Source organism: Streptomyces sp. NPDC048257 (genome assembly GCF_043201855.1).
In the GTDB taxonomy this organism is placed as follows: Bacteria; Actinomycetota; Actinomycetes; order Streptomycetales; family Streptomycetaceae; genus Streptomyces.
This window is the reverse complement of sequence record NZ_JBICZI010000030.1, coordinates 13,543-34,844: the sequence shown is the minus strand read 5'-3', so window position 1 is coordinate 34,844 and position 21,302 is coordinate 13,543. Positions and strand designations below refer to the sequence as shown.

18 protein-coding genes are annotated in these 21,302 nt (G+C 72.1%); 3 read left to right on the top strand and 15 right to left on the bottom strand.

The window, feature by feature from the left end; translation table 11 throughout:
* Window positions 1-3: 3 nt before the first annotated feature.
* From ACGFZK_RS33790 to ACGFZK_RS33780, 3 genes are all read right to left on the bottom strand, one after another.
* Window positions 4-942, bottom strand: a complete 939-nt coding sequence (locus ACGFZK_RS33790; RefSeq protein ID WP_393852677.1) for a hypothetical protein — start codon at window positions 940-942, stop codon at window positions 4-6.
* Entirely contained in the window at window positions 939-1,595 is a 657-nt protein-coding gene (locus ACGFZK_RS33785) for a TauD/TfdA family dioxygenase (protein ID WP_393852676.1), read from the bottom strand. The genes ACGFZK_RS33790 and ACGFZK_RS33785 overlap by 4 nt, the downstream gene beginning before the upstream one ends.
* 440 nt (window positions 1,596-2,035) lie before the next feature.
* Window positions 2,036-2,872 (bottom strand): class II glutamine amidotransferase, encoded by an 837-nt coding sequence (locus ACGFZK_RS33780; protein ID WP_393852675.1) that lies wholly within the window; start codon window positions 2,870-2,872, stop codon window positions 2,036-2,038.
* A gap of 183 nt (window positions 2,873-3,055) precedes the next feature.
* Here ACGFZK_RS33780 and ACGFZK_RS33775 point away from each other — a divergent pair, with 183 nt between their 5' ends.
* Together ACGFZK_RS33775 and ACGFZK_RS33770 are read left to right on the top strand one after the other, a co-directional pair.
* Window positions 3,056-4,423, top strand: coding sequence for a cytochrome P450 (locus tag ACGFZK_RS33775; RefSeq protein ID WP_393852674.1), 1,368 nt, complete (start codon window positions 3,056-3,058; stop codon window positions 4,421-4,423).
* Between the two features lie 176 nt (window positions 4,424-4,599).
* Window positions 4,600-5,100 (top strand): FBP domain-containing protein, encoded by a 501-nt coding sequence (locus tag ACGFZK_RS33770; protein WP_393852673.1) that lies wholly within the window; start codon window positions 4,600-4,602, stop codon window positions 5,098-5,100.
* Window positions 5,101-5,114: 14 nt separating this feature from the next.
* Here ACGFZK_RS33770 and ACGFZK_RS33765 read toward each other — a convergent pair whose 3' ends face one another.
* Entirely contained in the window at window positions 5,115-6,668 is a 1,554-nt protein-coding gene (locus ACGFZK_RS33765; protein ID WP_393852672.1) for an MFS transporter, read from the bottom strand.
* A gap of 83 nt (window positions 6,669-6,751) precedes the next feature.
* Here ACGFZK_RS33765 and ACGFZK_RS33760 point away from each other — a divergent pair, with 83 nt between their 5' ends.
* Entirely contained in the window at window positions 6,752-8,815 is a 2,064-nt protein-coding gene (locus tag ACGFZK_RS33760; protein ID WP_393852671.1) for a prolyl oligopeptidase family serine peptidase, read from the top strand.
* Between the two features lie 103 nt (window positions 8,816-8,918).
* On the opposite strand, the gene ACGFZK_RS33755 is transcribed toward ACGFZK_RS33760, so the two are convergent.
* The 11 genes from ACGFZK_RS33755 to ACGFZK_RS33705 form a co-directional block, all read right to left on the bottom strand.
* The gene (locus tag ACGFZK_RS33755; RefSeq protein WP_393852670.1) at window positions 8,919-9,899 is read right to left on the bottom strand and encodes an ABC transporter ATP-binding protein; all 981 of its coding nucleotides are present in this window, start codon (window positions 9,897-9,899) and stop codon (window positions 8,919-8,921) included.
* Window positions 9,896-10,909 (bottom strand): ABC transporter ATP-binding protein, encoded by a 1,014-nt coding sequence (locus ACGFZK_RS33750; protein ID WP_393852669.1) that lies wholly within the window; start codon window positions 10,907-10,909, stop codon window positions 9,896-9,898. The genes ACGFZK_RS33755 and ACGFZK_RS33750 overlap by 4 nt, the downstream gene beginning before the upstream one ends.
* The gene (locus tag ACGFZK_RS33745; protein ID WP_393852668.1) at window positions 10,909-11,895 is read right to left on the bottom strand and encodes an ABC transporter permease; all 987 of its coding nucleotides are present in this window, start codon (window positions 11,893-11,895) and stop codon (window positions 10,909-10,911) included. The genes ACGFZK_RS33750 and ACGFZK_RS33745 overlap by 1 nt, the downstream gene beginning before the upstream one ends.
* Window positions 11,892-12,941, bottom strand: a complete 1,050-nt coding sequence (locus tag ACGFZK_RS33740) for an ABC transporter permease subunit (RefSeq protein ID WP_393852667.1) — start codon at window positions 12,939-12,941, stop codon at window positions 11,892-11,894. The genes ACGFZK_RS33745 and ACGFZK_RS33740 overlap by 4 nt, the downstream gene beginning before the upstream one ends.
* A 23-nt stretch (window positions 12,942-12,964) precedes the next feature.
* Window positions 12,965-14,707, bottom strand: coding sequence for an ABC transporter substrate-binding protein (locus ACGFZK_RS33735; RefSeq protein ID WP_393852666.1), 1,743 nt, complete (start codon window positions 14,705-14,707; stop codon window positions 12,965-12,967).
* A gap of 284 nt (window positions 14,708-14,991) precedes the next feature.
* On the bottom strand, window positions 14,992-15,702 hold the full coding sequence (locus ACGFZK_RS33730; RefSeq protein WP_393852665.1) for a GntR family transcriptional regulator: 711 nt from the start codon (window positions 15,700-15,702) through the stop codon (window positions 14,992-14,994).
* Between the two features lie 71 nt (window positions 15,703-15,773).
* Window positions 15,774-16,682 (bottom strand): ornithine cyclodeaminase family protein, encoded by a 909-nt coding sequence (locus ACGFZK_RS33725; RefSeq protein WP_393852710.1) that lies wholly within the window; start codon window positions 16,680-16,682, stop codon window positions 15,774-15,776.
* A 29-nt stretch (window positions 16,683-16,711) separates the two neighbouring features.
* The gene (locus ACGFZK_RS33720) at window positions 16,712-17,731 is read right to left on the bottom strand and encodes a proline racemase family protein (protein ID WP_393852664.1); all 1,020 of its coding nucleotides are present in this window, start codon (window positions 17,729-17,731) and stop codon (window positions 16,712-16,714) included.
* Window positions 17,728-18,732, bottom strand: a complete 1,005-nt coding sequence (locus ACGFZK_RS33715; protein ID WP_393852663.1) for a proline racemase family protein — start codon at window positions 18,730-18,732, stop codon at window positions 17,728-17,730. The genes ACGFZK_RS33720 and ACGFZK_RS33715 overlap by 4 nt, the downstream gene beginning before the upstream one ends.
* A gap of 18 nt (window positions 18,733-18,750) precedes the next feature.
* Window positions 18,751-19,665, bottom strand: coding sequence for a dihydrodipicolinate synthase family protein (locus tag ACGFZK_RS33710; protein WP_393852662.1), 915 nt, complete (start codon window positions 19,663-19,665; stop codon window positions 18,751-18,753).
* A gap of 76 nt (window positions 19,666-19,741) precedes the next feature.
* On the bottom strand, window positions 19,742-21,244 hold the full coding sequence (locus ACGFZK_RS33705) for an NAD(P)/FAD-dependent oxidoreductase (protein WP_393852661.1): 1,503 nt from the start codon (window positions 21,242-21,244) through the stop codon (window positions 19,742-19,744).
* Between the last annotated feature and the right edge of the window lie 58 nt (window positions 21,245-21,302).

The window sequence follows — 21,302 nt, the reverse complement described above, 5'->3', positions numbered from 1 at the left end:
TAGCTAGTCGTTTCCGTATTCGGGCTCGCGAGCAAGGTCATCGAGATCGCCCGCAACGTCGAACTCGACATCCAACCCGGCCTGCGTGATCAGGTCGTAGCCGTTCAGGACCAGCTGACAGCCAGCGCAACTGAAGTAGTCGCCGGCGATGGTCAGAGTGATAGAGACGTCGGGTTCGTAGTAGGTGCCGTCCTCTTCGTAGTAGCTGCCCGTGAACGCTTGGTCAACCTCCGTGTTGACCACCTCCTCGCCCTCGAGGAGTCCAGTCGACTCGCAGGCAGGGCATGTCGCTGCCTCACGATGTGTCATCTCTGCGGATAGGTAGCTGCTGCTCTTCCACTCCGCCGCGACCTTCGCGGGCAGGGTGCCATCGAGCCACTGCTGCCGACGCTGCTTCGCTCGCTCGATCAGCGCCTCGGTGCGTCGTTCGACATCCTTGGCATTCTGTTCGAGGTGCTTCGTGACCACGAGGTCTCGATCACCTCCTACCAACTCCTCCATTTCGCGATCGAGCGCCGTGACCAGAACGGCAGCCTGCGCCCAGTATCTGGGCCACCAGGCATGTGGCGGGATCGCCATGAAGCCCGCCCCGCTGCTGTGGAGGTACTCGTTCCGGCCGTTGATGACCTTCATGGCTTCTGAGTAGTCGAACGGCTTGAAGGCCTTGTGGCATCGAGCCATCAGTGTCTTCGCGCGCACGGAGGTGAACCTGGCATCGCCCTTGACGAGCCCGCTGGCGATGAGGAGGTTGGTGCCATCTTCGTTCGGCTCCGCGATCAAGAGAGGAGACACGCGCGCGAGGGCAGCTTTGGCCAGCAGTTCCAGGGCTAGGGCCGCCCAAAGAGCCTGCTCGTCGAACGATCTTGAATCGTCGTCCATGGCGCGGTTGAGGAAGAGCTTGGCCTTCATCCAGAGCGCCTCGTGGTCGAACGGCCCGGTCATGATCCCTCGCGGTTCAGGTGGAAGCTGACTCTCTGGATTTCTCGCTGCGGCTCGTCGATCGCAGAGGACCTGGCATGCAGAACTCGACGATTGTCGATAAGGAGCACTTGACTCGGTTCTGTCCATCGATGGTCGATCGCGGAGCCCAGAGCCTCCTCGAAGTACTGCGCCGCCCGCCGTGCTCGGGCGTCGCAGGGCAGCATGCAGCCCGGGTCGAACCGCAGGCGGCGGCGCGTGTATGCCACATCGAAGAAGCTGTCGTTGCCACTACTGATCAGAAAAACGCCGTGTTGGACTGGCTGGCCCACGCCTTCCACGTAGGGCCCGCGGAGCATGCCGTTCCAGAGGCGTGTCGGCGTCGTGCTGGTGGTCTCGCATGCGAGGACCACGATGTCGGGAGGGTTAAGCAAGTGGGCCCCGTCGGTGTGCAGGGGCTGAGCGCCCTTCCCGTAGCGTGAGCTGAGCGAGTTGGGCTCTGCTTCCGCTTGATCGACCGGGCGCAAGGTACTGAGGGCCGGGCCACCGCGCCGTGTCGGCACCTCAGTCCACTTGAGCATCGCTGCGTCGAGCCTCACCTGGGCCATGCTTGCCTGGCCGACAGCCCATCCCTGCGCTTTGCTCTCTTTGAGCAGGTCCTGCAGTATCCGTGCCATACAGCACTGTCTACTGCCTCAGCGCTCCGTCCCGCCATCGCATTCAGGAATCGCAGCGCTCTCAGGAGGCGGATCTTGCCGATGCCGGCTGTGGTGTCCTCTGGCTTCCCGGTTCAGGGCAAGGGCTGGCGGCATCGTGGCAGTGTCCTGACTCTGGCTGCGTCGCGCCCGGGCCGCCGCTGGGCCGTCCGGGGGCGGCCCAGGGTGGCCAGGAACGACCATCAACGGCCACTCCCAGGCTGGTCAGCGGCGGTTCAGGATTCGTCCGCTGAGGTCACGGCGGCGCGGTGTAAGTTCCGCGACATCTGACAGCCGGACACGAGGTGATCGAACGGGCCTTGCGGTGGCACCTCCTGCGCGTTCCGCAGGGGGTGCCGGCCCGCACACCGCCTCGGCCTCCGCCCTCGGACCCCGGTCTCGCACCCCACCGGTTGCGCGGCCTACGCCGCCTGGGGGGTGAAGGGGTGGAGGGAGTCCGCGCCCGGTTCGACGATGCCGAAGGTGCTCTCCGGGACCTCGTTCCACGCGCCGGGCAGGTCGCCCAGGGGTTCGGAGACGACCAGGCGGGTCTCGTCGGAGACTTCCTGGAGGAACGCCATGTCGGGGTGGAGCCTGCGCAGCGCGTCCACCCGGCTGCTGTAGAACAGCGACCTCGACTTGCCCTGGCTGGAGTAGCGGAAGGCCCAGAGGCGTTCGCCGTCGCTGATGGCGAGCGTCATCTGCATCGGGTACTCGACCCCGTGCTCGCGGCCGACGCGCTCCACCACGCCCACCATCCGGGCCACCGCGCCCGGCGGGTCCCCCTCCAGGCCGAGGGTCAGCGCCAGGTGGAACATCACCTCGGAGTCCGTCGTCCCCTCGACGTCGGGGTACAGCGCGGGGTCGATGAGCATCGTGAGTTCCCGCCGCATGCGGTGGAATTCGGCGATGGCCCCGTTGTGCATGAACATCCAGCGGCCGTAGCGGAACGGGTGACAGTTCGTCTGCTGCACCGCCGTACCGGTCGACGCCCGGATGTGGGCGAAGAACAGCGGGGAGCGGACGTGGTCCGCGATCTCCCGCAGGTTGCGGTTGTTCCAGGCGGGGCCGATCTCCCTGAGGATCGCCGGGCTGCCCGTGTCCTCCTGCGTGTACCAGCCGACGCCGAAGCCGTCGCCGTTCGTCGTCTCCACACCCATCTTGGAGTGCAGGCTCTGGTCGATCAGCGAGTGCGCGGGTTTGTAGAGGATGGTTTCGAGCAGCAGGGGGGTTCCCGAATACGCGAGCCATCGGCACATGAGCGATCACCTCGTGGGGTGCGGCGCACGGTGAGCCTTTCCATTGTGGCTTCATCCACCGCTGATCGCCACGCAGGGCAGGGGCCCCAATCAGGCCACTCTGCGGCCCGATCCGGCGCCTGTCCTGGCCAGATGCGACGCGGGCGCGGCAGAATCGGGCTTCCGCGGGACGAAGGGGCGGTCATGGCAGGTGGAATGACGGAGGTGCCCGGACTGGCGGGGGTGCCGTTGCTCGGATCGCTGTTCGATCTGAAGTCCGACTCCCTCGGTACCTATCTGCGGGCCCAGCACCGGCACGGCGACCTGGTGCGGATCACGGCCGGTCCGCCCGGGTTGCGTGCCGAGCTGTACTGCGTCTTCTCCCCGGAGGGCGCGCAGCAGGTGCTCGCCTCCGACGCGGCCCGCTTCCGCAAGGACAACCACTTCTACCAGGAGGTCCGGGACTCCTTCGGCAACGGTCTGCTGACCAGTCAGGACGAGGACTACCTGCGCCAGCGCCGCCTCGTGCAGCCGCTGTTCACCCGGCGCCGGGTGGACGGGTACGCCGAAGCGATCGCCGCCGAGACCGCATCGGTCGTCACCTCCTGGGGCGAGGCCCTCGACGGCGTCGTCGACGTCTCCGACGAGATGAGGCACCTCGCCCTGCGCGCCGTCGCCCGCATCCTCTTCGGTACCGACGTCGAGGCCACCGCCGAGGTCGTGTCGGAGTGTTTCCCCGTCATCACCGACTACGTGCTGCGCCGCGGCTACTCCCCCGCCACCGTGCCGCGTCACTGGCCCACCCCCGGCAACCGGCGGGCGGCCGCGGCGATGGACGAGCTCCACGGGGTGTGCGACAGGATCATCGCGGAGCGTCGGCGGGCCGGGGCCGAGCCTTCCGGTGAGGACCTGCTGACGCTGCTCGCCGCCGCCAGGAGTTCGGACGACGGGGAGTTCGACGCCTCCGAGCTGCGCGACCAGGTGCTGATCTTCCTGCTCGCCGGGCACGAGACCACCGCCACCTCCCTCTGCTTCGCCCTGCACCTGCTGGCCCGCCATCCCGAGCAGCAGGACCGGGCCCGCGAGGAGATCTCCCGTGTGCTGGGCGGCCGTACGCCCGGGGCGGCCGACCTGGACCGGCTCCCGTACCTCACCCAGGTCCTCAAGGAGGCCATGCGGCTCTATCCGGCCGCGCCGGTCATCGGGCGCAAGGCCGTCGCCGCCACCCGGATCGGGGAGCACACCATCCCCGCGGGCGCGGACGTGATCCTGGCGCCCTGGGTGACGCACCGCCACCCCGGCCACTGGCCGGACCCGGACCGCTTCGACCCCGAGCGCTTCACGCCCGAGGCGGAGGCGGGGCGGCCGCGGTACGCGTGGTTCCCGTTCGGCGGGGGTCCGCGCGCCTGCATCGGGCAGCACTTCTCGATGCTGGAGTCGGTGATCGCGCTGGCGATGATCCTGCGGGCCTACGAGTTCGAGGCCGTGGACACCGAGATCCCGGTCGCCGCCGGGATCACCCTGCGGACGGACGGGCCGGCACGCTGCCGGATCCGTCGCCTGGACGGGTAGCGGCAGTCCGGCCATCAGGGTGGGAGGCCATCAGGGTGGGATGAAAGAGGAGATTCCGGGCAGATGTCCCCGTACGCACGCCGCCCGGCGCGCGCGACGCGGCCCGGCTGCGCGCCGCGCTCCGGCGTCGATATTGAGATGCGGGCAGGTCAGGGCGGGTATTAGGGTCGATGCCCGTGGAACCACTCACCGAGAAACAGATCCGCTCATCCTTCGTGAACTGCACCAAGGGCGAGGCGTCGCGGCTGCGGCTGCCGCTCGACTTCGCCGAACTGCCGTGGGAGGAGCTGGACTTCCTGGGGTGGGTGGACCCGGGAGCCCCGCTGCGGGCCCATCTCGTGCTGCCCCGGCAGGACGGCCCGCTGGGGATCTCGCTGCGCGTCCCGGCCGTCGGCCGCACCAGCGCGGTGAGGTCCAGCCTGTGCCAGATCTGCCTGACGGGTCACGCCTCCTCCGGGGTCACCCTGCTCGCCGCGCCCCTGGCGGGCGCCCGCGGCCGCGAGGGCAACACGGTCGGCACGTACATCTGCGCGGACCTCGCCTGCCCCCTGTACGTACGCGGCAAGCGGCAGCCGAAGCTGCGCGCCGGGCGGTACGAGGAGTCCCTGTCGCTGGACGAGCGGCTCGCCCGCATGTCGGACAACCTGGACGCCTTCGCAGCCCGGGTGACGGGCTAGACACCCGACACCCCCTAGGTACGGTCTGCCGTCGGCTTGTGGTTGCCCTGGAGGCGTGCGAGGTCCGAGGGACGGACCTGGATGGCGAACAGCGCGACCACAGCCCCGACCAGGGTGAACAGGGCCGCCACGATGAAGGCGGCGCTGATGCCCGAGGTGAGGACCTGGTCGCTCCACGGCTTCGGGAGCTGCCCGGTGCGCTCGAAGACGGCCTTCTGCACGGGGTTGGCGGTACCGAGGAAGGCCGGTACCTGTTCCTTGGCCTCGTTGCGGCTCGCCGTACCGAAGACCGTCACCAGGATCGACAGGCCGAGCGAACCGCCCACCTGCTGCATCGTGTTCAGCAGGCCGGACGCGGCGCCCGACTCCCGGTCGGTGACGTTGGACAGGGCCATCAGCGTCAGCGAGACGAACTGCAGGCCCATGCCGAGGGCGAAGAGCAGCATCGGGCCCAGGATGCTTCCCAGGTACGTCGAGTGGACGTCGACCTGCGTCAGCCAGGCGAGGCCGGCGGCCGAGGAGAGCGCGCCGGTGACCATGAAGGGCTTGGGCCCGAACTTCGGCAGCAGCTTCGCGGTGAGGCCGGCGCCCACCGCGATCACCGCGCTGACGGGCAGGAAGGCGAGGCCGGCCTGAACCGGGCTGAAGCCCAGCACGATCTGCACGAAGAGCGTCAGGAAGAAGAACATGCCGAAGATCGCGCACGAGAGCATGAGCATGATGCCGTAGGTCCCGGCGCGGTTGCGGTCGGCGAACATGTGCAGCGGCGTGATCGGTTGGGGCGAGCGGCGTTCGTTGAGGATGAACAGGGCCAGCAGGACCACCGCGGCGCCGAAGGAGCCGAGCGTGATGGGGTCGCGCCAGCCGTCCTGGGAGGCCCGGATGAAGCCGTAGACGAGCGAGACCATGCCCAGGGTGGACAGCAGTGCGCCCGCGAAGTCGAAGTGTCCGGGATGGCGTTCGGACTCGTGCAGGACCTTGACCGCCAGCACTGCGATCACGATGGCGATGGGGACGTTGACGAAGAGCACCCAGCGCCAGTCGAGCCACTCCACGAGGATGCCGCCCGCGAGGAGTCCGATGGCGCCGCCGGCGGCCGAGACCCCCGCGAACACGCCGAACGCCCGGTTGCGGGCGGGGCCTTCCCGGAAGGTGGTGGTGATCAGCGCGAGGGAGGTCGGCGAGGCGATGGCGCCGCCGACGCCCTGGAGCGCGCGTGCGGCCATCAACTGGCCCTCGTTCTGGGCGAGTCCACCGAGGAGTGAGGCGAGTCCGAAGAGCAGGACACCGAAGATGAAGACGCGTTTGCGGCCGAGGATGTCGCCGGTGCGCCCGCCGAGGAGGAGCAGGCCCCCGAAGGCGAGGGTGTAGGCGTTGACGACCCAGGAAAGGCTCTCGGTCGAGAAGTTGAGGGCGCTCTGGATGTGCGGCAGCGCGATGTTCACGATCGTGATGTCGAGAACCACCATGAGCTGGCAGGAGGCGATGACGAACAGGGCCAGCCCGCTTCCGCGTGCCCGGACCTTGTCGTCGGTCCCGCTGTTGATCGGCGATGCGTTCGGATCCACCCTTTCGACGCTAAGCCCGTGCCCCAGGGGTCACCACTCGAACAGCCTAGTAATGGTGACATTTCACATGTCACACTACGATCATGGATGACTTCCTCAGGCTCTCCGCGACCACGGCCCGCTTCACGTACGGAGCCCCGAGCGCGTTCTCCTTCGGGGACGACGGCCGGCTGCTCTGGTTCCTCCGCTCGACCGGCCCCACGGACGCCTTCGACTCCCTCTGGGTGCTCGACACCACCACCGGCGCCGAGACCCGGCTCGCCGATCCCCGCGAGCTGTGCCCCGAGCCGGGCCCGCTCCCCGTCGCCGAGCGCCGCCTGCGCGAGCGGACCCGGCTCGTCGCCGCCGGAATCGGCTCGTACGCCCTCTCCGGCGACGGCCTGCGCGCGGTCTTCGCGCTCTACGGGCGCCTCTTCGAGGTGACCGCGGGCGCGGACGCGACGACCCCGAAGGAGATCCCGGTCGCCGGACCCGCCGTGGATCCGAGGCCGAACGCCGACGGCTCGGGCACCGCGTACGTCGCCGACGACGTCCTGTACGTCGCCCCGGGCGGCCGGATCAGCCCCGACGACGGGGCCCGCTGGGGCCTCGCCGAGTTCGCCGCGGCAGAGGAGCTGGGCCGCACCCGGGGCCACTGGTGGTCCCCGGACGGGGTCACCCTGCTGGCCGCCCGCGTCGACGAATCCGCCCTCCAGCGGCGCTGGTTCGCCGACCCGGCCCACCCCGAGCTCCCGGCCGAGGACTTCGCGTACCCCGAGGCGGGCGGGCCCAACGCCGACGTCCAGCTGTGGGTGCTCGGCGACGGCGGGGCCCGGATACGGCTCGAGTGGGACGCCGGCACCTACCCGTACGTCTCCGACGCGGGCTGGGAGTCCGCCACCGAGATCCTGTTCACCGTCCAGGACCGGCTCCAGCGATGCGTGCTGCTGCTCTCCGCCGACCCGGCCACCGGCCGCACCCGGGAGCTGTCCCGTACCACGCACCCCCAGTGGGTGGACCCGCTGGTCCCCGGCATCCCGGCCCGCCTCGCCGACGGGCGGATGCTGACCGCCGCCGACACCCCCGGCGGGGCCGCCCGCGCCCTCGCGGTGGACGGCGAACTGCTCACCGGGGACGGGGTCCAGGTCCGCGCCGTGGCCGGGTTCCACGAGGGCCGGCTGGTGATCGAGGCGGGCCTGCGCGACCCGTCCGAGCAGCAGGTGCTGCTGCTGGACCCGGCCACCGGGGAGCTGACCCCGCTCGTCGACGGGCCGGGGGTGCACTCCGTGTCCGCGTCGGCCGGGACCCTGCTGCTCACCTCCGCCGACGCCGACGGGGTACGGGCCACCGTACGCACCCCCGACGGGCGGGAGTTCACTCCCGCCGACCTGTCCGAGCCGCTGCCCCACCGGGTGGTCCCGCTCCTGGAGCGGGTCACCGAGCACGGCATCCCCACCGCCCTCGTGCTGCCCCGCGACCACGTCCCCGGCCGTCGCCTGCCCGTCCTGATGGACAGCTACGGCGGCCCCTGCGCCCAGGACGTCGCCGCCGATCCGCGCCGCTGGCAGGCCCGCCAGTGGTGGGCCGACCAGGGCTTCGCGGTGGTGACCGTGGACAACCGCGGGACCTCGTACGTCTCCCCGGCCTTCACCCATGCCGTGTACCGCGGGTTCTCCGAGGTCACCCTCGACGACCAGGTCGCGGCCCTCCACGCGCTGGCCGCCCGCCACACCGACCTCGACCTGGGCCGGGTCGGGGTGCGCGGCTGGTCGTACGGCGGCTACCTCTCGGCCATGGCCGTGCTGCGCCGCCCGGACGTCTTCCACGCGGCGGCGGCCGGGGCCGCGCCGACCGACTTCCGGTACTACGACACGGCGTACACCGAGCGGTACCTGGGCCTCCCGCAGGACCACCCGGAGGTGTACGAGCGGGACTCCCTGATCCCGGACGCCCCGAAGCTGTCCCGCCCCCTGCTGCTGATCACGGGCCTGGCCGACGACAACGTCCACCCGTCCCACACCCTGCGCCTCTCGCAGGCCCTGACGGACGCGGGCCGCCCGCACCAGCTCCTGGCCCTCCCGGGCGTCACCCACATGACCCCGGGCGGCACCCGGGAGAAGCTGATGGCACTGGAGCTGGAGTTCTTCCGCCGGGAACTGGCGCTTTAGCGCCCGGGATCACGGCCGTGGCTCCCGGCCGGGCCGGCACAGTACGGCGGTGCCCCGGGGACGCCTTCGGCCCCGGGGCACCGCCGCTTCCCCTGGGTCCCCGTCAGTCCCCGGGGAAGTGGCAGGCCACCTCGCGGGAGGCGGTGGGGCGCAGGAGGGGGCGCTCGGTGCGGCAGAGTTCCCGGGCCTTGGGGCAGCGCGGGTGGAAGGTGCAGCCCGGGGGTGGAGCGGCCGGGCTCGGCGGGTCGCCGAGCAGCACGATCCGCTCCCGCCGCCGTTCCGCCGCCGGGTCGGGCAGCGGTACGGCGGACAGCAGCGCCCGGGTGTACGGGTGCTGCGGGTTCTCGTAGAGGGACTTCTTGTCCCCGATCTCGACGATCCTGCCGAGGTACATGACGGCCACCCGGTCACTGACCCGTTTGACCACCGACAGGTCGTGTGCGATGAACACGTAGGCGAGGCCCAGCTCCGCGCGCAGCCGCTCCATCAGGTTGACGATCTGGGCCTGGACGGAGACGTCCAGCGCCGAGACCGGCTCGTCGGCGACGATCAGCCGGGGGCTGGTGGACAGCGAGCGGGCGATGCCGATGCGCTGGGCCTGGCCGCCGGAGAACTCGTGGGGGTAGCGGTCGATGTGCTCCGGGATCAGTCCGACGAGCTCCATCAGCTCGGCGGCCCGGCGGCGGGCGTCCCCCGCGCTCCAGCCCTGCACCAGCAGCGGGTCGGAGATGATCCGGGCGATGGTCTGGCGCGGGTTGAGGGAGGAGTGCGGGTCCTGGAAGACCATTTGGATGTTCTTGCGCAGCGGGCGCATCGCGGACGGCGAGAGGCGGCTGATGTCCTTGCCCTCGAAGGCGACCCGGCCCGAGGTGGGTTCCAGCAGCCGCACCAGCATCCGGCCCGTGGTGGACTTCCCGCAGCCCGACTCCCCGACCAGGCCGAGGGTCTGACCGGCCGCCAGGTCGAAGGAGACCCCGTCGACGGCGCGCACGGGCGCCCCCCGGCGCCCGGTCACGGATCGTCTGCCGGGGAAGGCCATGGTGAGGTCCTGTACGGACAGCAGCGGTGTGGCGGTCTCGGTCATCGGGCCGCCTCCTGGGCGGTACGGGCCCCGGCGAAGTGGCAGGACACGATCCGCGCGGGACCGTCCCCGTACGCCGCCGGCTCCGGCCGTACGTCGGTGCAGCGCGCGGCCGCCCGGGGACAGCGCGGGGCGAAGGCGCAGCCGGGCGCCGGGGCGAGCAGGGAGGGCGGGGAGCCGGGGATGAAGGGCAGTGGTACGTCGTCGGCGGTGTCGAGGCGGGGCAGCGAGTCGAGCAGGCCCCGGGTGTAGGGGTGGGCGGGGTCGGCGAACAGATCGTCGGCCGGGGCCTGTTCGGCGGCGCGGCCGCCGTACATGACCAGGACCTCGTGGGCCACGCGGGCGACGACACCCAGGTCATGGGTGATCATCACGACGCCGAGGCCGCGCTCCTGCTGGAGCCGGGCGATCAGTTCCAGGATCTGCGCCTGCACGGTGACGTCCAGGGCGGTGGTCGGTTCGTCGGCTATCAGCAGGTCGGGCTCGCACGCCAGGGCCATGGCGATCATCGCGCGCTGGCGCATGCCGCCGGAGAACTGGTGCGGGTACTCCCCCGCGCGGCGGGCCGGTTCCGGTATGCCGACCTCGCCGAGCATGTCGACGGCGCGTCTGCGGGCGGCGGCCCGGCCGGCCTTGAAGTGCACCCGGAAGTGCTCGGCGATCTGCTCGCCGACCGTGTAGTAGGGGTGCAGGCTGGAGAGCGGGTCCTGGAAGATCATGGCCATCCGGCGGCCGCGGACCTTGGACAGTTCCCGTTCGGAGAGCCCGGTCAGCTCCCGCCCGGCGAGGGCAACGGATCCGGTGACCTCGACCGGACCCCGGTGCAGTCCCATGACGGCCAGCGAGGTGACGGACTTGCCCGATCCGGACTCGCCGACGATGCCGAGGGTGCGTCCGGCCTCGACGGTGAAGCCGATCGAGTCGACGGCCCGCACGGCCCCCCGTGCGGTGGTGAACGTGACGCGCAGATCGCGTACGTCGAGGAGCGGAGCGGCTGCTGCTGCTGCTGCCATCAGTACCTCACTCTCGGGTCGATGACGGCGTACAGGAGGTCGACGAGGAGGTTGGCGACGACGATGAAGAAGGCGGCGAGCAGGGTGACGCCGAGGACCACCGGCTGGTCGGAGCTGACCAGGGCTCCGTAGAACAGCCGCCCGATGCCCGGGAGTCCGAAGATGGACTCGGTGATGACGGCTCCGGCGAGCAGTCCGCCGAGGTCCATGCCGAAGATGGTGAGGATCGGCGTCATGCCGGAGCGCAGTCCGTGTTTGACCACGACCGTGCGCTCGGGCATGCCCTTGGCACGGGCGGTGCGGATGTACGGCTCGGCCATCGCCTCGATCATCGAACCGCGGCTCTGGCGCGCGTACATGGCCGCGTAGAGCAGGGCGAGCGCGATCCAGGGCAGAGCCAGGTTCGAGGCCCAGGCGAGCGGGTTGTCGGTGAAGGCCTGATAGGTCGGGTAGGGCAGCAGGCCGGCGATGCGGATGACCCCGTAGATGAGCATCACGGAGGTGAAGTACACGGGCAGGGACGCGGCGGCGACGGCGCCGACCATCAGGGCCTTGTCGGTGGCGGTGTCCTTGCGCAGTGCGGCGGTGACACCGGCGCCGAGGCCGAGGACCAGCCAGAGCGCGGCGGAGCCGACGGCGAGGGAGGCGGAGACCGGGAGCCGGTCCATCAGCAGGTCCCACACGGGCAGCGAGTTCTCGTAGCTGTAGCCCAGGCACGGGAAGTCGCAGTCCACGGCGTACTGGCCGGTACCGAGGGTGCGGCCGGTGAAGATGCCGGTCAGGAAGTCGGTGAACTGGCGCCACAGGGGCTGGTCGAGCCCCAGGTACGCCCGTACGTCGGCCAGGCGCTCGGCGCTGCAGGTCTTGCCGCAGGCGGCCGCGGCCGGGTCGGAGGGCAGGACGTAGAAGATGAGGAAGGTGACGGCGGCGATGGCGAGGAGCACCCCGACGAGGGCGAGCAGCCGGCGGGCGAGGTAGAGGATCAACTGCGGCCGCCCCTCGGGTCGAGGATGTCGCGCAGGGCGTCGCCGAGCAGGGTGAAGGCGAGCACGGCGAGGAAGAGGAAGACGCTGGGGATGACGAAGTACATGGGGTCGGTCTCGTAGTAGGCCACGGACTCGGCGATCATCTGGCCCCAGGAGGGGGTGGGCGGGCGGACGCCGACGCCGAGGTAGCCGAGGGCGGCCTCGGTGCTGATCATTCCGGGGATCAGCAGGGTGGTGTAGGCGATGACCGGGCCCGAGACGCCCGGGAGGATGTCGCGGGTCAGGATCCGCCAGGGGCCGGAGCCGCCGACGCGGGCGGCGTCGACGTACTCGCGGTGTTTGAGGGAGAGGGTCTGGCCGCGGACCACGCGGGCGACGCCGGGCCAGCCGAAGACCCCGATGACGGAGGTCATCAGGACGATCCGGTTGACGTCCTTGGCGACGGACAGCATCGCGATCATGAAGATCAGCGAGGGGAAGGACATGGTCAGGTCCATGAGCCGGGACAGGATCGCGTCGGTGCGGCCGCCGAAGTAACCGGCGGCGATCCCGGCGGCGGTGCCGGCGGCCACCACGATGGCGGTGGCGGCGAAGGCGATCAGGAGGGAGACCTGCGCGCCGTGGATCACGCGGGCGAACAGGTCGCGGCCGGTGACGGGTTCGACTCCGAGCCAGTGCTCCGGGCTGATGCCGCCGAGGGTGCCGAGCGGCTGGCCGCCGAGGTAGGGGTCGATGGCGGTCTTGTCGAACTCGTTCGGGGACCAGCCGCCGAGGGCGCCCAGCCAGGGGGCGGTGGCGGCCATGAGGACGAAGAGGAGGACGACGCAGAGGCTGACGCGGACGGCGGGACGGCGGCCGAGTTCCCGCCGGGCGAGCTGCCAGGGGCTGCTGCCGGGCGCTGCCGCGGGCCGGACTGTGGCGGCTTCGGGGGCTGAGGCCGAGCCGGGGGCCGGTGCGCTGCCGGTGGCCCGTGCGGCACCAGGGGCCGGGGTGCCGTCAGGGCCGAGGGGTGCCCGGTCGTCCGGGACCGGTGCGGTGGTGGTCATGGTGTCGCAGGCCTCCGGCTTCCTCAGCCCTGGCTCTTCGAGGGGTCCTTGAGACCGACCGTCGCGTAGTCGATGGTGCCGGTCCACACCGGGTGGCCGAAGGCGCCCGCGATGTTGGTGCCGACGAGGAGCGGCTTGCGCTCCAGGAGGAGCGGGACGTTCGGGGACTTGGCCGTCAGGGCCGCGTCGAGTTCGATCCAGGCCCGGTTGGCCTCCTGGGCGTCGGCCATGGCGTTGATCTCGTCGATCCGCTTCATGGTCGCCTCGTCGCGGAACTGGCTGTAGTTGCCCTGGTTGCCCTTGTCCTTGATGGTGCGTCCGTCGAAGACGAACGGGATCCAGGTGGAGCCGGAGGGGTAGTCGGGGCACCAGCCGGCGAGGGTCATGTCGGGGGTGGTGGAGAGGTCGCCGATGACGTCGTAGTAGGCGCCCGGGTCGACGGTGTCGATGACGACCTCGATGCCCGCGCGGGACAGGCCCTGCTGGATGGCCTCCGCCTTGCCCTTGTCACCGGTGGAGACGGAGAGGGAGACCTTCAGGGTCTCCTTGCCGGCGGCCTTGAGGAGCTCCTTGGCCTTGGCCGGGTCGCCGGCCGGGGCGATCTTCAGGACGTCGGCCTGCTTGCCGCCGGAGAGGGCCGGGGGCAGGTAGGCGGTGGCGATCTCGTTGAGGGCCGGTCCGCCGCCCGCGGTGACGACGGCCTCCTTGTCGACGGCGTACTGCATGGCCTCGCGGACCTTGGGGTCGTCGAAGGGGGCGCGGGAGTTGTTCAGGTGGAGCATCTCCGTGCAGCCCTGGGACTCGGCGAGCAGCCGGGCCTTGACCTCCGGCTTGGGCAGCACCTTGGGGGCGCTCTCGGGGCGCATGTCGGCGTACTGGACGGTGGAGGCGTCGGCGCCCTCGCCGGCGATGATCCGGTCGTCTATCTGGCCGCCCTTGAGGCCCATGACGACCACGAACCTGTCCGGGTAGGCCTTGCGGACGGTGTCGGTGCCCGGGTCCCAGTGCTCGTTGCGGACCAGGACCAGCTTCTTGTCGCGGTCGTACGACTCGATCTTGTACGGGCCGGAGGAGAAGGGGCGGGCGTCGTACTGGGTGCCCTTCTCCTGGGACTGGGGCACGGGGGCGAAGGTGGGCAGGGTGGCGGTCGCGGAGAACTCGGCCACCGGGCGCCGCAGTTCGAAGACGATCGTGCGGTCGTCGGGGGTCTTGACCGAGTCCAGGTGCTGACCCTGGAGCGGGCCCTTGTAGCCCTCGGTCCCGGCCAGGTACTGGGCGGCGTAGTCGGGGCCGCCGGTGAGGTCGGGGCTGAAGGAGCGCTCCACGTTGTACTTGATGTCCTGGGCCTTGACCGGGCTGCCGTCCTCGTACTTCACGCCCTCCTTGAGGGTGAAGGTCCAGGTGCGGCCGCCGTTGGAGGGGGTGCCGAGGTCGGTGGCGAGGTCGGGGACCAGTTCGCTGCCGGCCTTGCCGGGCTCGGCCTTGAAGGTGACGAGCGTGCGGTAGAGCAGCCGGGTGCCGAAGTCCATGGTCGGCATGGTCCAGTTGCGGGCCGGATCGAGGTGCGCGAAGTCCTGGTTGGACAGGACGGTGAGGGTGCCGCCCTTGACCGGGGTACCGCCGAGGATCTTGCCGTCGTTGGCTGCGGCGGGGTTGGAGCCGCCCGCGCCGGCCGAGCCCTTCTGGGTGTCGGAGCAGCCCGAGGCGCCGAGTGCGAGAGCTGCCACCAGGACGGTGGCGAGGGCGAGTTGGGTGCGCTTGGTCATGGTCACTCCAGTGAAGGGCCGCGCTCTAGGATGTGACCGGTAACATAGTAATGTGAAATTGCACTGACAAGGGGTTGGCGCCGCCGTTATCCAGCCGTGTCCAAAAGGGGCTGGGCGGCGCGTCGGAGCGACACCCGGCCCGGCGGGCGGGGACCCGCCCGGTGTGCATCACACCGGGCAAGTCCCCACGACAGAGCGGGAGTTCACAAATCCAGGCCCCGGGGCGACGGGGGCCGGGACAGCGGGAGCCGGGACAGCGGGAGCCGGACCGGCCCCGGATCCTGCTACAGGCCCGAGCCGAGGCCGCCGGGGACGCGGCCGACCGGTTCGTCGCGGCCCTGGGCCCAGAGGGAACGGACGTGGCCGAGGTGGCGGAGCATGCACTCCTGCGCCGCCTCGGCATCGCCGCTCAGCATCAGGTCGAGCAGTTCGATGTGCTCCTCCGCGGAGGAGACCAGCTTGCCGGCCTCGTCCAGGCCGGTCAGGCCGTACAGCCGGGACCGCTTGCGCAGGTCGCCGACCGTCTCCACCAGCCGGTCGTTGCCCGCGAGGGCGAGCAGGGACAGGTGGAAGCGGCGGTCGGCCTCCAGGTAGCCGATGAGGTTGTGCTCGCGCGCGCTGGTGACGATCTCCTCGGCGATGGGGCGCAGCGCCTCCAGCTGCTCGGCCGTGGCGATCTTCGTGATCCGGCCGATGGTCGGCACCTCGATCATCGTGCGCAGTTCGGTGAACTGGTCCAGGTCGCGCTCGCTGACCTCGGTGATCCGGAAGCCCTTGTTGCGGACGGGCTCGACGAGACCCTCCCGGGCCAGGTCGAGCATGGCCTCGCGCACCGGTGTGGCCGAGACGCCGAGTTCGGCCGCGAGGCCCGGGGCGGAGTAGACGCTCCCGGGGCGCAGCTCACCCGCTATCAGCGCGGCTCGCAGGGCGTGGCCGACCTGGTCGCGGAGGCGTTCCTGGGCCTTGATGAGACTGTGCTGCTTCAGGTCACCCATTGCATTTCCTCCGAGACCCCCGTACACCGCCGACGAGCAGGGCAACAGCGTACAATGTCACGTTGCGCTGCTCACACTCCGGCGGCCTCGTACAGCGCGACCGCCACAGCGAGATCTTCCCAGGCCATGCCCACACTCTTGAAGAGCTGTGGACAACTCTGCGCCCCGCCCGCCGGCATCCGCCCGCCCACCAGGTCGGCGAGGGTGCCGGTGATATGACCGGTCCGGATGGCCCCTTCGGCCTCCGGGACCAGGAGGTCCCCGGCCTCCCGCAGGGCCGCCGCCCGGGACTCCACGTACACCGCCGCCCGTCGCACAAGGGCGGTGTCCGTCTCCCGGGCCGTGGGCTCGTGCGAGCCGACCGCGACGACGGTGGCGCCCGGTCCGACCAGACGCCCGTCGAAGAGCGGTTCGCGGGCCGTGGTGCAGCAGATCACCAGGTCGGCGTCCGCCACCGCCTCCGGGGTGCCGGTCCGGGCGTACCGGCCCTGCGTGCGGGCGTGCGCGGCGAGCCGCTCCGCGCCCCCGGGGTCACGGGCGACCACCACCACCTCGGCCAGCTCCCGTACGGCCGAGGCGGCTTCCAGATGTCCGTACGCCTGCGGCCCGGAGCCGAAGAGCACGAGCCGCAACGGGCGCCCGACCGGCGCCAGGTGCCGCAGCGCGAGGGCCGAGACCGCCGGGGTGCGCAGGGTGGTCAGCGCGGCGCCGTCGAGCAGCGCCAGCGGGCGCAGCGTGGGCCCGTCCAGCAGGAGGTAGGAGCCGGTGATCCGGGGCAGCCCGCGGGCCGGGTTCCCGGGGGCGACCCCGGCGATCTTCACCCCGGCGTACGAGCCGGATGCGGCCGGCATCAGCAGCAGTTCGCCCCCGCCGGGCACCCCGATCGCGGAGCGGGGCGGGCAGCTCTCCGGGTCGACGCCGCCGAGCAGGGCGCCGGCCAGAGCGTCGGCGGCCGCGGCCGGGGTGAGCAGGGCGGCCATCCGTTCGGCGCCCAGCCGGGGGATGTCCGTCACAGGAGGAACCCGGTCCCCAGCGCGTCGTGCGGGTCCACCACGAAGGTGTGTTCGCCGGTGCGGTGGGCGGTTCCGGTGACCTCGGTGACCCCGCCGTCCAGCATCCGCCCGGTGAACACCGTGCCGATGACCGACTCGTGCAGCAGGTCCTCCCCCGGGCCGAGCCGCCCGTCCTCGGCGAGCAGCGCGAGCCGCGCGGAGGTGCCGGAGCCGCAGGGCGAGCGGTCGGTCTGCCCGTCGGCGAAGACGGTGACGTTGCGCTGGTGCGGCCCGAAGGGGGTGTCGGGCAGCTCCTCGTGGAGGATCACTCCATAGATCCCGGACAGCAGCGGGCCGCCCGGGTGCCAGGTGGCGGGGTGGGTGGCCAGCGCGGCCCGGATCTCCCGTCCGGCCCGCACCAGGTCGGGCAGCGCGGCCCGGGAGACGTCCAGGCCGAGGTCGCGGGCCCGGACCGAGGCGTAACAGGCCCCGGCGTACGCGATGTCCACCTCGGCGAGCCCGAGCGAGGTGGCGACGGGGACCTTGCGGGCGCCCACCCGGGCCGGGACGTTGCGGAAGGTGACCCCGGTGGTGCGGCCCCCGCCGCGGTGGACGGTGGCGGTGACCCGGCCGGACGGTACGTCGATGCGCACCGGGGCGTCCCCGTCGTCGGGGGCGGCGACGCGGCCGGTGTCCACGGCCCAGACCCCGAGGGCCATGGCTCCGTGGCCGCAGGCGGTGGAGTAGCCGTCCTTGTGCCAGAACAGCACGCCGAAGTGGGCCCCGTCGTCGTCGGCCGGGACCACGAACCCCCCGTACATCCCGGCGTGTCCGCGCGGCTCCTGCACGAGCAGGCGCCGTACGTCGTCCAGCGCGCCCCGGCGCGGGGCTGCCTGGGACCCGCCCGGGCCGATGACGGTGGCACAGCGCTCGGCGACGGTGTCCCCGGGGACCGGCGGCGTCCCCCCGGTGGCGGAGTCGACGATCCGGAAGGGTTCGCCGGCGGTGTGGTAGTCCACCGTGCGGACGGTGATCACAGGAGGAAGCCTCCGGGGAAGGGGTCGGCCGGGTCGAGGAAGTACTGGGCGGTGCCGGTGATCCAGGCCCGTCCGGTGACGGTGGGGATCACGGCCGGGAGTCCGCCGACGGTGGTCCCGCCGACCAGGCGGCCGGTGAACTCGGTGCCGATGAAGGACTCGTTGACGAAGTCCGCGCCGAGCTCCAGCAGGCCGCGGGCGTGCAGCTGGGCCATCCGCGCGCTGGTCCCCGTACCGCAGGGCGAGCGGTCGAACCAGCCGGGGTGGATGGCCATGGCGTGCCGGGAGCGGTGCGCGTCGGAGCCGGGGGCGGCGAGGTAGACGTGCTTGACCCCGGCGATGGCGGGGTTCTCGGGGTGGACGGGCCGGTCGTCGCCCGCGTTGATCGCGTCCATGACCGCAAGTCCGGCGGCGAGCAGGTCGTCCTTGCGGGCGCGGTCGAAGGGCAGGCCCAGGGCGTCGAGTTCGACGAAGGCGTAGAAGTTGCCGCCGTAGGCGAGGTCGTAGGTGACCGTGCCGTAGCCGGGGACCTCGGCCTTCAGGTCGAGGCCGACGCTGAAGGAGGGGACGTTGGTGAGAGTGACGGCGGTGGCCGCACCGTCCTCGACGCGGACGTCGACGCTCACCAGTCCGGCCGGGGTGTCGAGCCGGACGGTGGTGACCGGCTCGACGACCGGCACCATGCCGGTCTCGACGAGGACGGTGGCGACCCCGATGGTGCCGTGCCCGCACATGGGGAGCAGGCCCGACACCTCGATGTAGAGGACGCCGTAGTCGGCGTCGGGGCGGGTCGGGGGCTGCAGGATGGCGCCGCTCATCGCGGAGTGCCCGCGCGGCTCGTACATGAGCAGGGTCCGGACGTGGTCCATGTGCTCGATGAAGTGGAGCCGCTTCTCGGCCATGGTGGCACCGGGGATCACCCCGACTCCGCCGGTGATGACCCTGGTCGGCATGCCCTCGGTGTGCGAGTCCACCGCGTGGTAGACGTGGCGCGTACGCATTCCGGTTCCCCCCGGGTACTAGTTGAGGCCCTCGGCGAGGGCCTTCTCGGTGGCGGCGCGGACGGCGGCCTCGGTCTCGCCGGTGAGCGGGAAGCGGGGCGGGCGGGTGGCGCCGCCGGGGCGTCCGGCCAGGTCCATGGAGAGCTTGATGGCCTGGACGAATTCGGTCTTGGAGTCCCAGCGCAGCAGGGAGTGCAGGGACTTGTAGAGCGGCAGGGCGGTGTCGAGGTCTCCGGCGACGGCGGCCCGGTAGAGCTCGGCGCAGGAGCGCGGCAGGGCGTTGGGGTAGCCGGCGATCCAGCCGACGGCGCCCGCGAGGGCGAGTTCGAGGAGGACGTCGTCGGCGCCGATGAGCAGGTCGAGGCCGGGGGCGAGTTCGGCGATCTCGTACGCGCGGCGCACGTCCCCGCTGAACTCCTTGACGGCGACGATGGAGCCGTCGGCGTGCAGCCGGGCGAGCAGGGCCGGGGTCAGGTCCACCTTGGTGTCGAAGGGGTTGTTGTACGCGACGACGGGCAACCCGGCGCGGGCGACGTCGGCGTAGTGGGCGCGTACGGCGTCCTCGTCGGCCCGGAAGGCGTTGGGGGGCAGCAGGAGGACGGAGCCGGCGCCGGCCTCGGCGGCCTGGTCGGCCCAGCGGCGGGCCTCGGCGCTGCCGTAGGCGGCGACGCCGGGCATGACGCGGTTGCCGTCGCCCGCCGCCTCGACGGCGGTGCGCACGACGCGCGCCCGCTCCTCCCCGGTGAGGGTCTGGTACTCCCCGAGGGAGCCGTTGGGAACCACGCCGTCGCAGCCGTTGGCGATCAGCCAGGCCACGTGTTCGGCGTACGCGTCGTAGTCGACGGTGAGGTCCTCGCGCAGCGGGAGTGCGGTGGCGACCATGATTCCGTGCCAGGGGCGGATGCGGGGCGCGGGGGTGTGCGCGTGGGTCATGAGAGAGCTCCCTAGTGTGGTGTGTGACATTTTACTAGTGGGTGCGGCGCGGCCACAAGGGGCCGGGCCGTCCCGATCAGTGCTCGGCGGGCGGAAGTTCGGCGAGGAGGCGCAGCGGAACCGGACAGGACAGCGGCCGCCGGTCGGGCGCGGGCTCCTCGCCGGCGAGCGCCGCGACGGCGGGTCCGCACATCCGGCCCTGGCACCAGCCCATGCCGGCCCGGGTGAGGAGTTTGACGGTACGGGCGTCCCGTGCGCCGAGGTCCCCGGCGGCCTCTCGGATCCGCCCGGCGGGGACCTCCTCGCACCGGCACACGACGGCGTCGTCCCGGAGCCAGCCGGTCCAGCCCTCGCCCGGGCGGTGGGCGGCGGCCATCGCGTCGGCGAAGGCGCGCAGCCGCGCACGGCTGCGGACCAGCCGGGCGGCGGGCGATACGCCCGCGACGGAGTGCGCGGCCAGCTCGCCCTCGACCATGGCCAGTTGGGCCCCACCGATGCCACCGGTCTCGCCCGCCGACCAGACGCCGGGGACGGAGGTTTGCTGCCCGGCGTCGAGGACGAGGGCGACGGTGCCGTCGGGGCTGCGCCGGGTGGCGCAGCCGAGGCCGGTGGCGAGCTCCAGCTGCGGCACCAGCCCGTGGCCGACGGCGAGGGCGTCGCAGGGGATCCGGCGGGCGGTGCCGGGCAGCGGACGCCAGTCCCGGTCGAGCCGGGTCACGGTGACGGCCTCGACCCGGTCGGTGCCGTGGGCCTCGGTGACGGCGTGCCGGGTGAGGAGCCGGGCGTGGTGCCGGGCGAGCACCCCGCCGTAGCCGGCGGCCTCGACGAGCTTGCCGGGGTTGCGCAACAGAGCGGGGACCCGGCCCGCGTACGCGGTGTAGGCGGCGGCCTCCACCACGGCGGGGACGGTGGCTCCGGCGGCGGCCAGGGATCCGGCCACGGCGAGCAGCAACGGCCCGCTCCCGGCGACGACCACCCGCTTGCCCGGCAGGACCAGCCCGCCCTTGAGCATGGCCTGCGCTCCGCCGGCCCCGACCACCCCGGGCAGGGTCCACCCGGGGAAGGGCAGTTGGCGCTCGTAGGCGCCGGTGGCGATGAGCACGGCCCCGGCCGTGACGGCCGCGGCCCGCTCCTCGGGGGCGTGACCGGCGACGGCGTGCAGGACCCACTGCGTGGCGGGCGCGGCGTGCCCGCGGCGCGCCTCGGCCGCTCCGCCCGGGACGATTGCCCACACGTGGTGGAGCGGGAGGTACGTGATCCGGCCCGCCGACTCGTGGGAGCGCAGGGCGGCTTCGCGGGTCGCGAACCGGGCCCAGCCGTGGTGCAGGGCCTCGGGGCGGGCCGCGCCCAGGCCCGGAGCGGGGTGGCGGTAGAACTGCCCGCCCGGGCGGTCGCCCGCGTCGAGGAGGGTGACCCGCAGCCCGAGGCCGGCGGCCGTCACGGCGGCGGCCAGTCCGGCCGGACCGGCCCCGACGATCGCGAGATCGGCGCGGGCCGGCGCGGGCCCGGAAGCCGGCGCCGCGGCAGGCGCGGGCGCGGCAGCAGGCGCGGGCGCGGCGGCGGGCGGCGGTGTCGACACGGCGGCGGCAGGACCCGACGGACCTGCGGGATCCGCGCGGCCCGCGCGACCGGCGGGC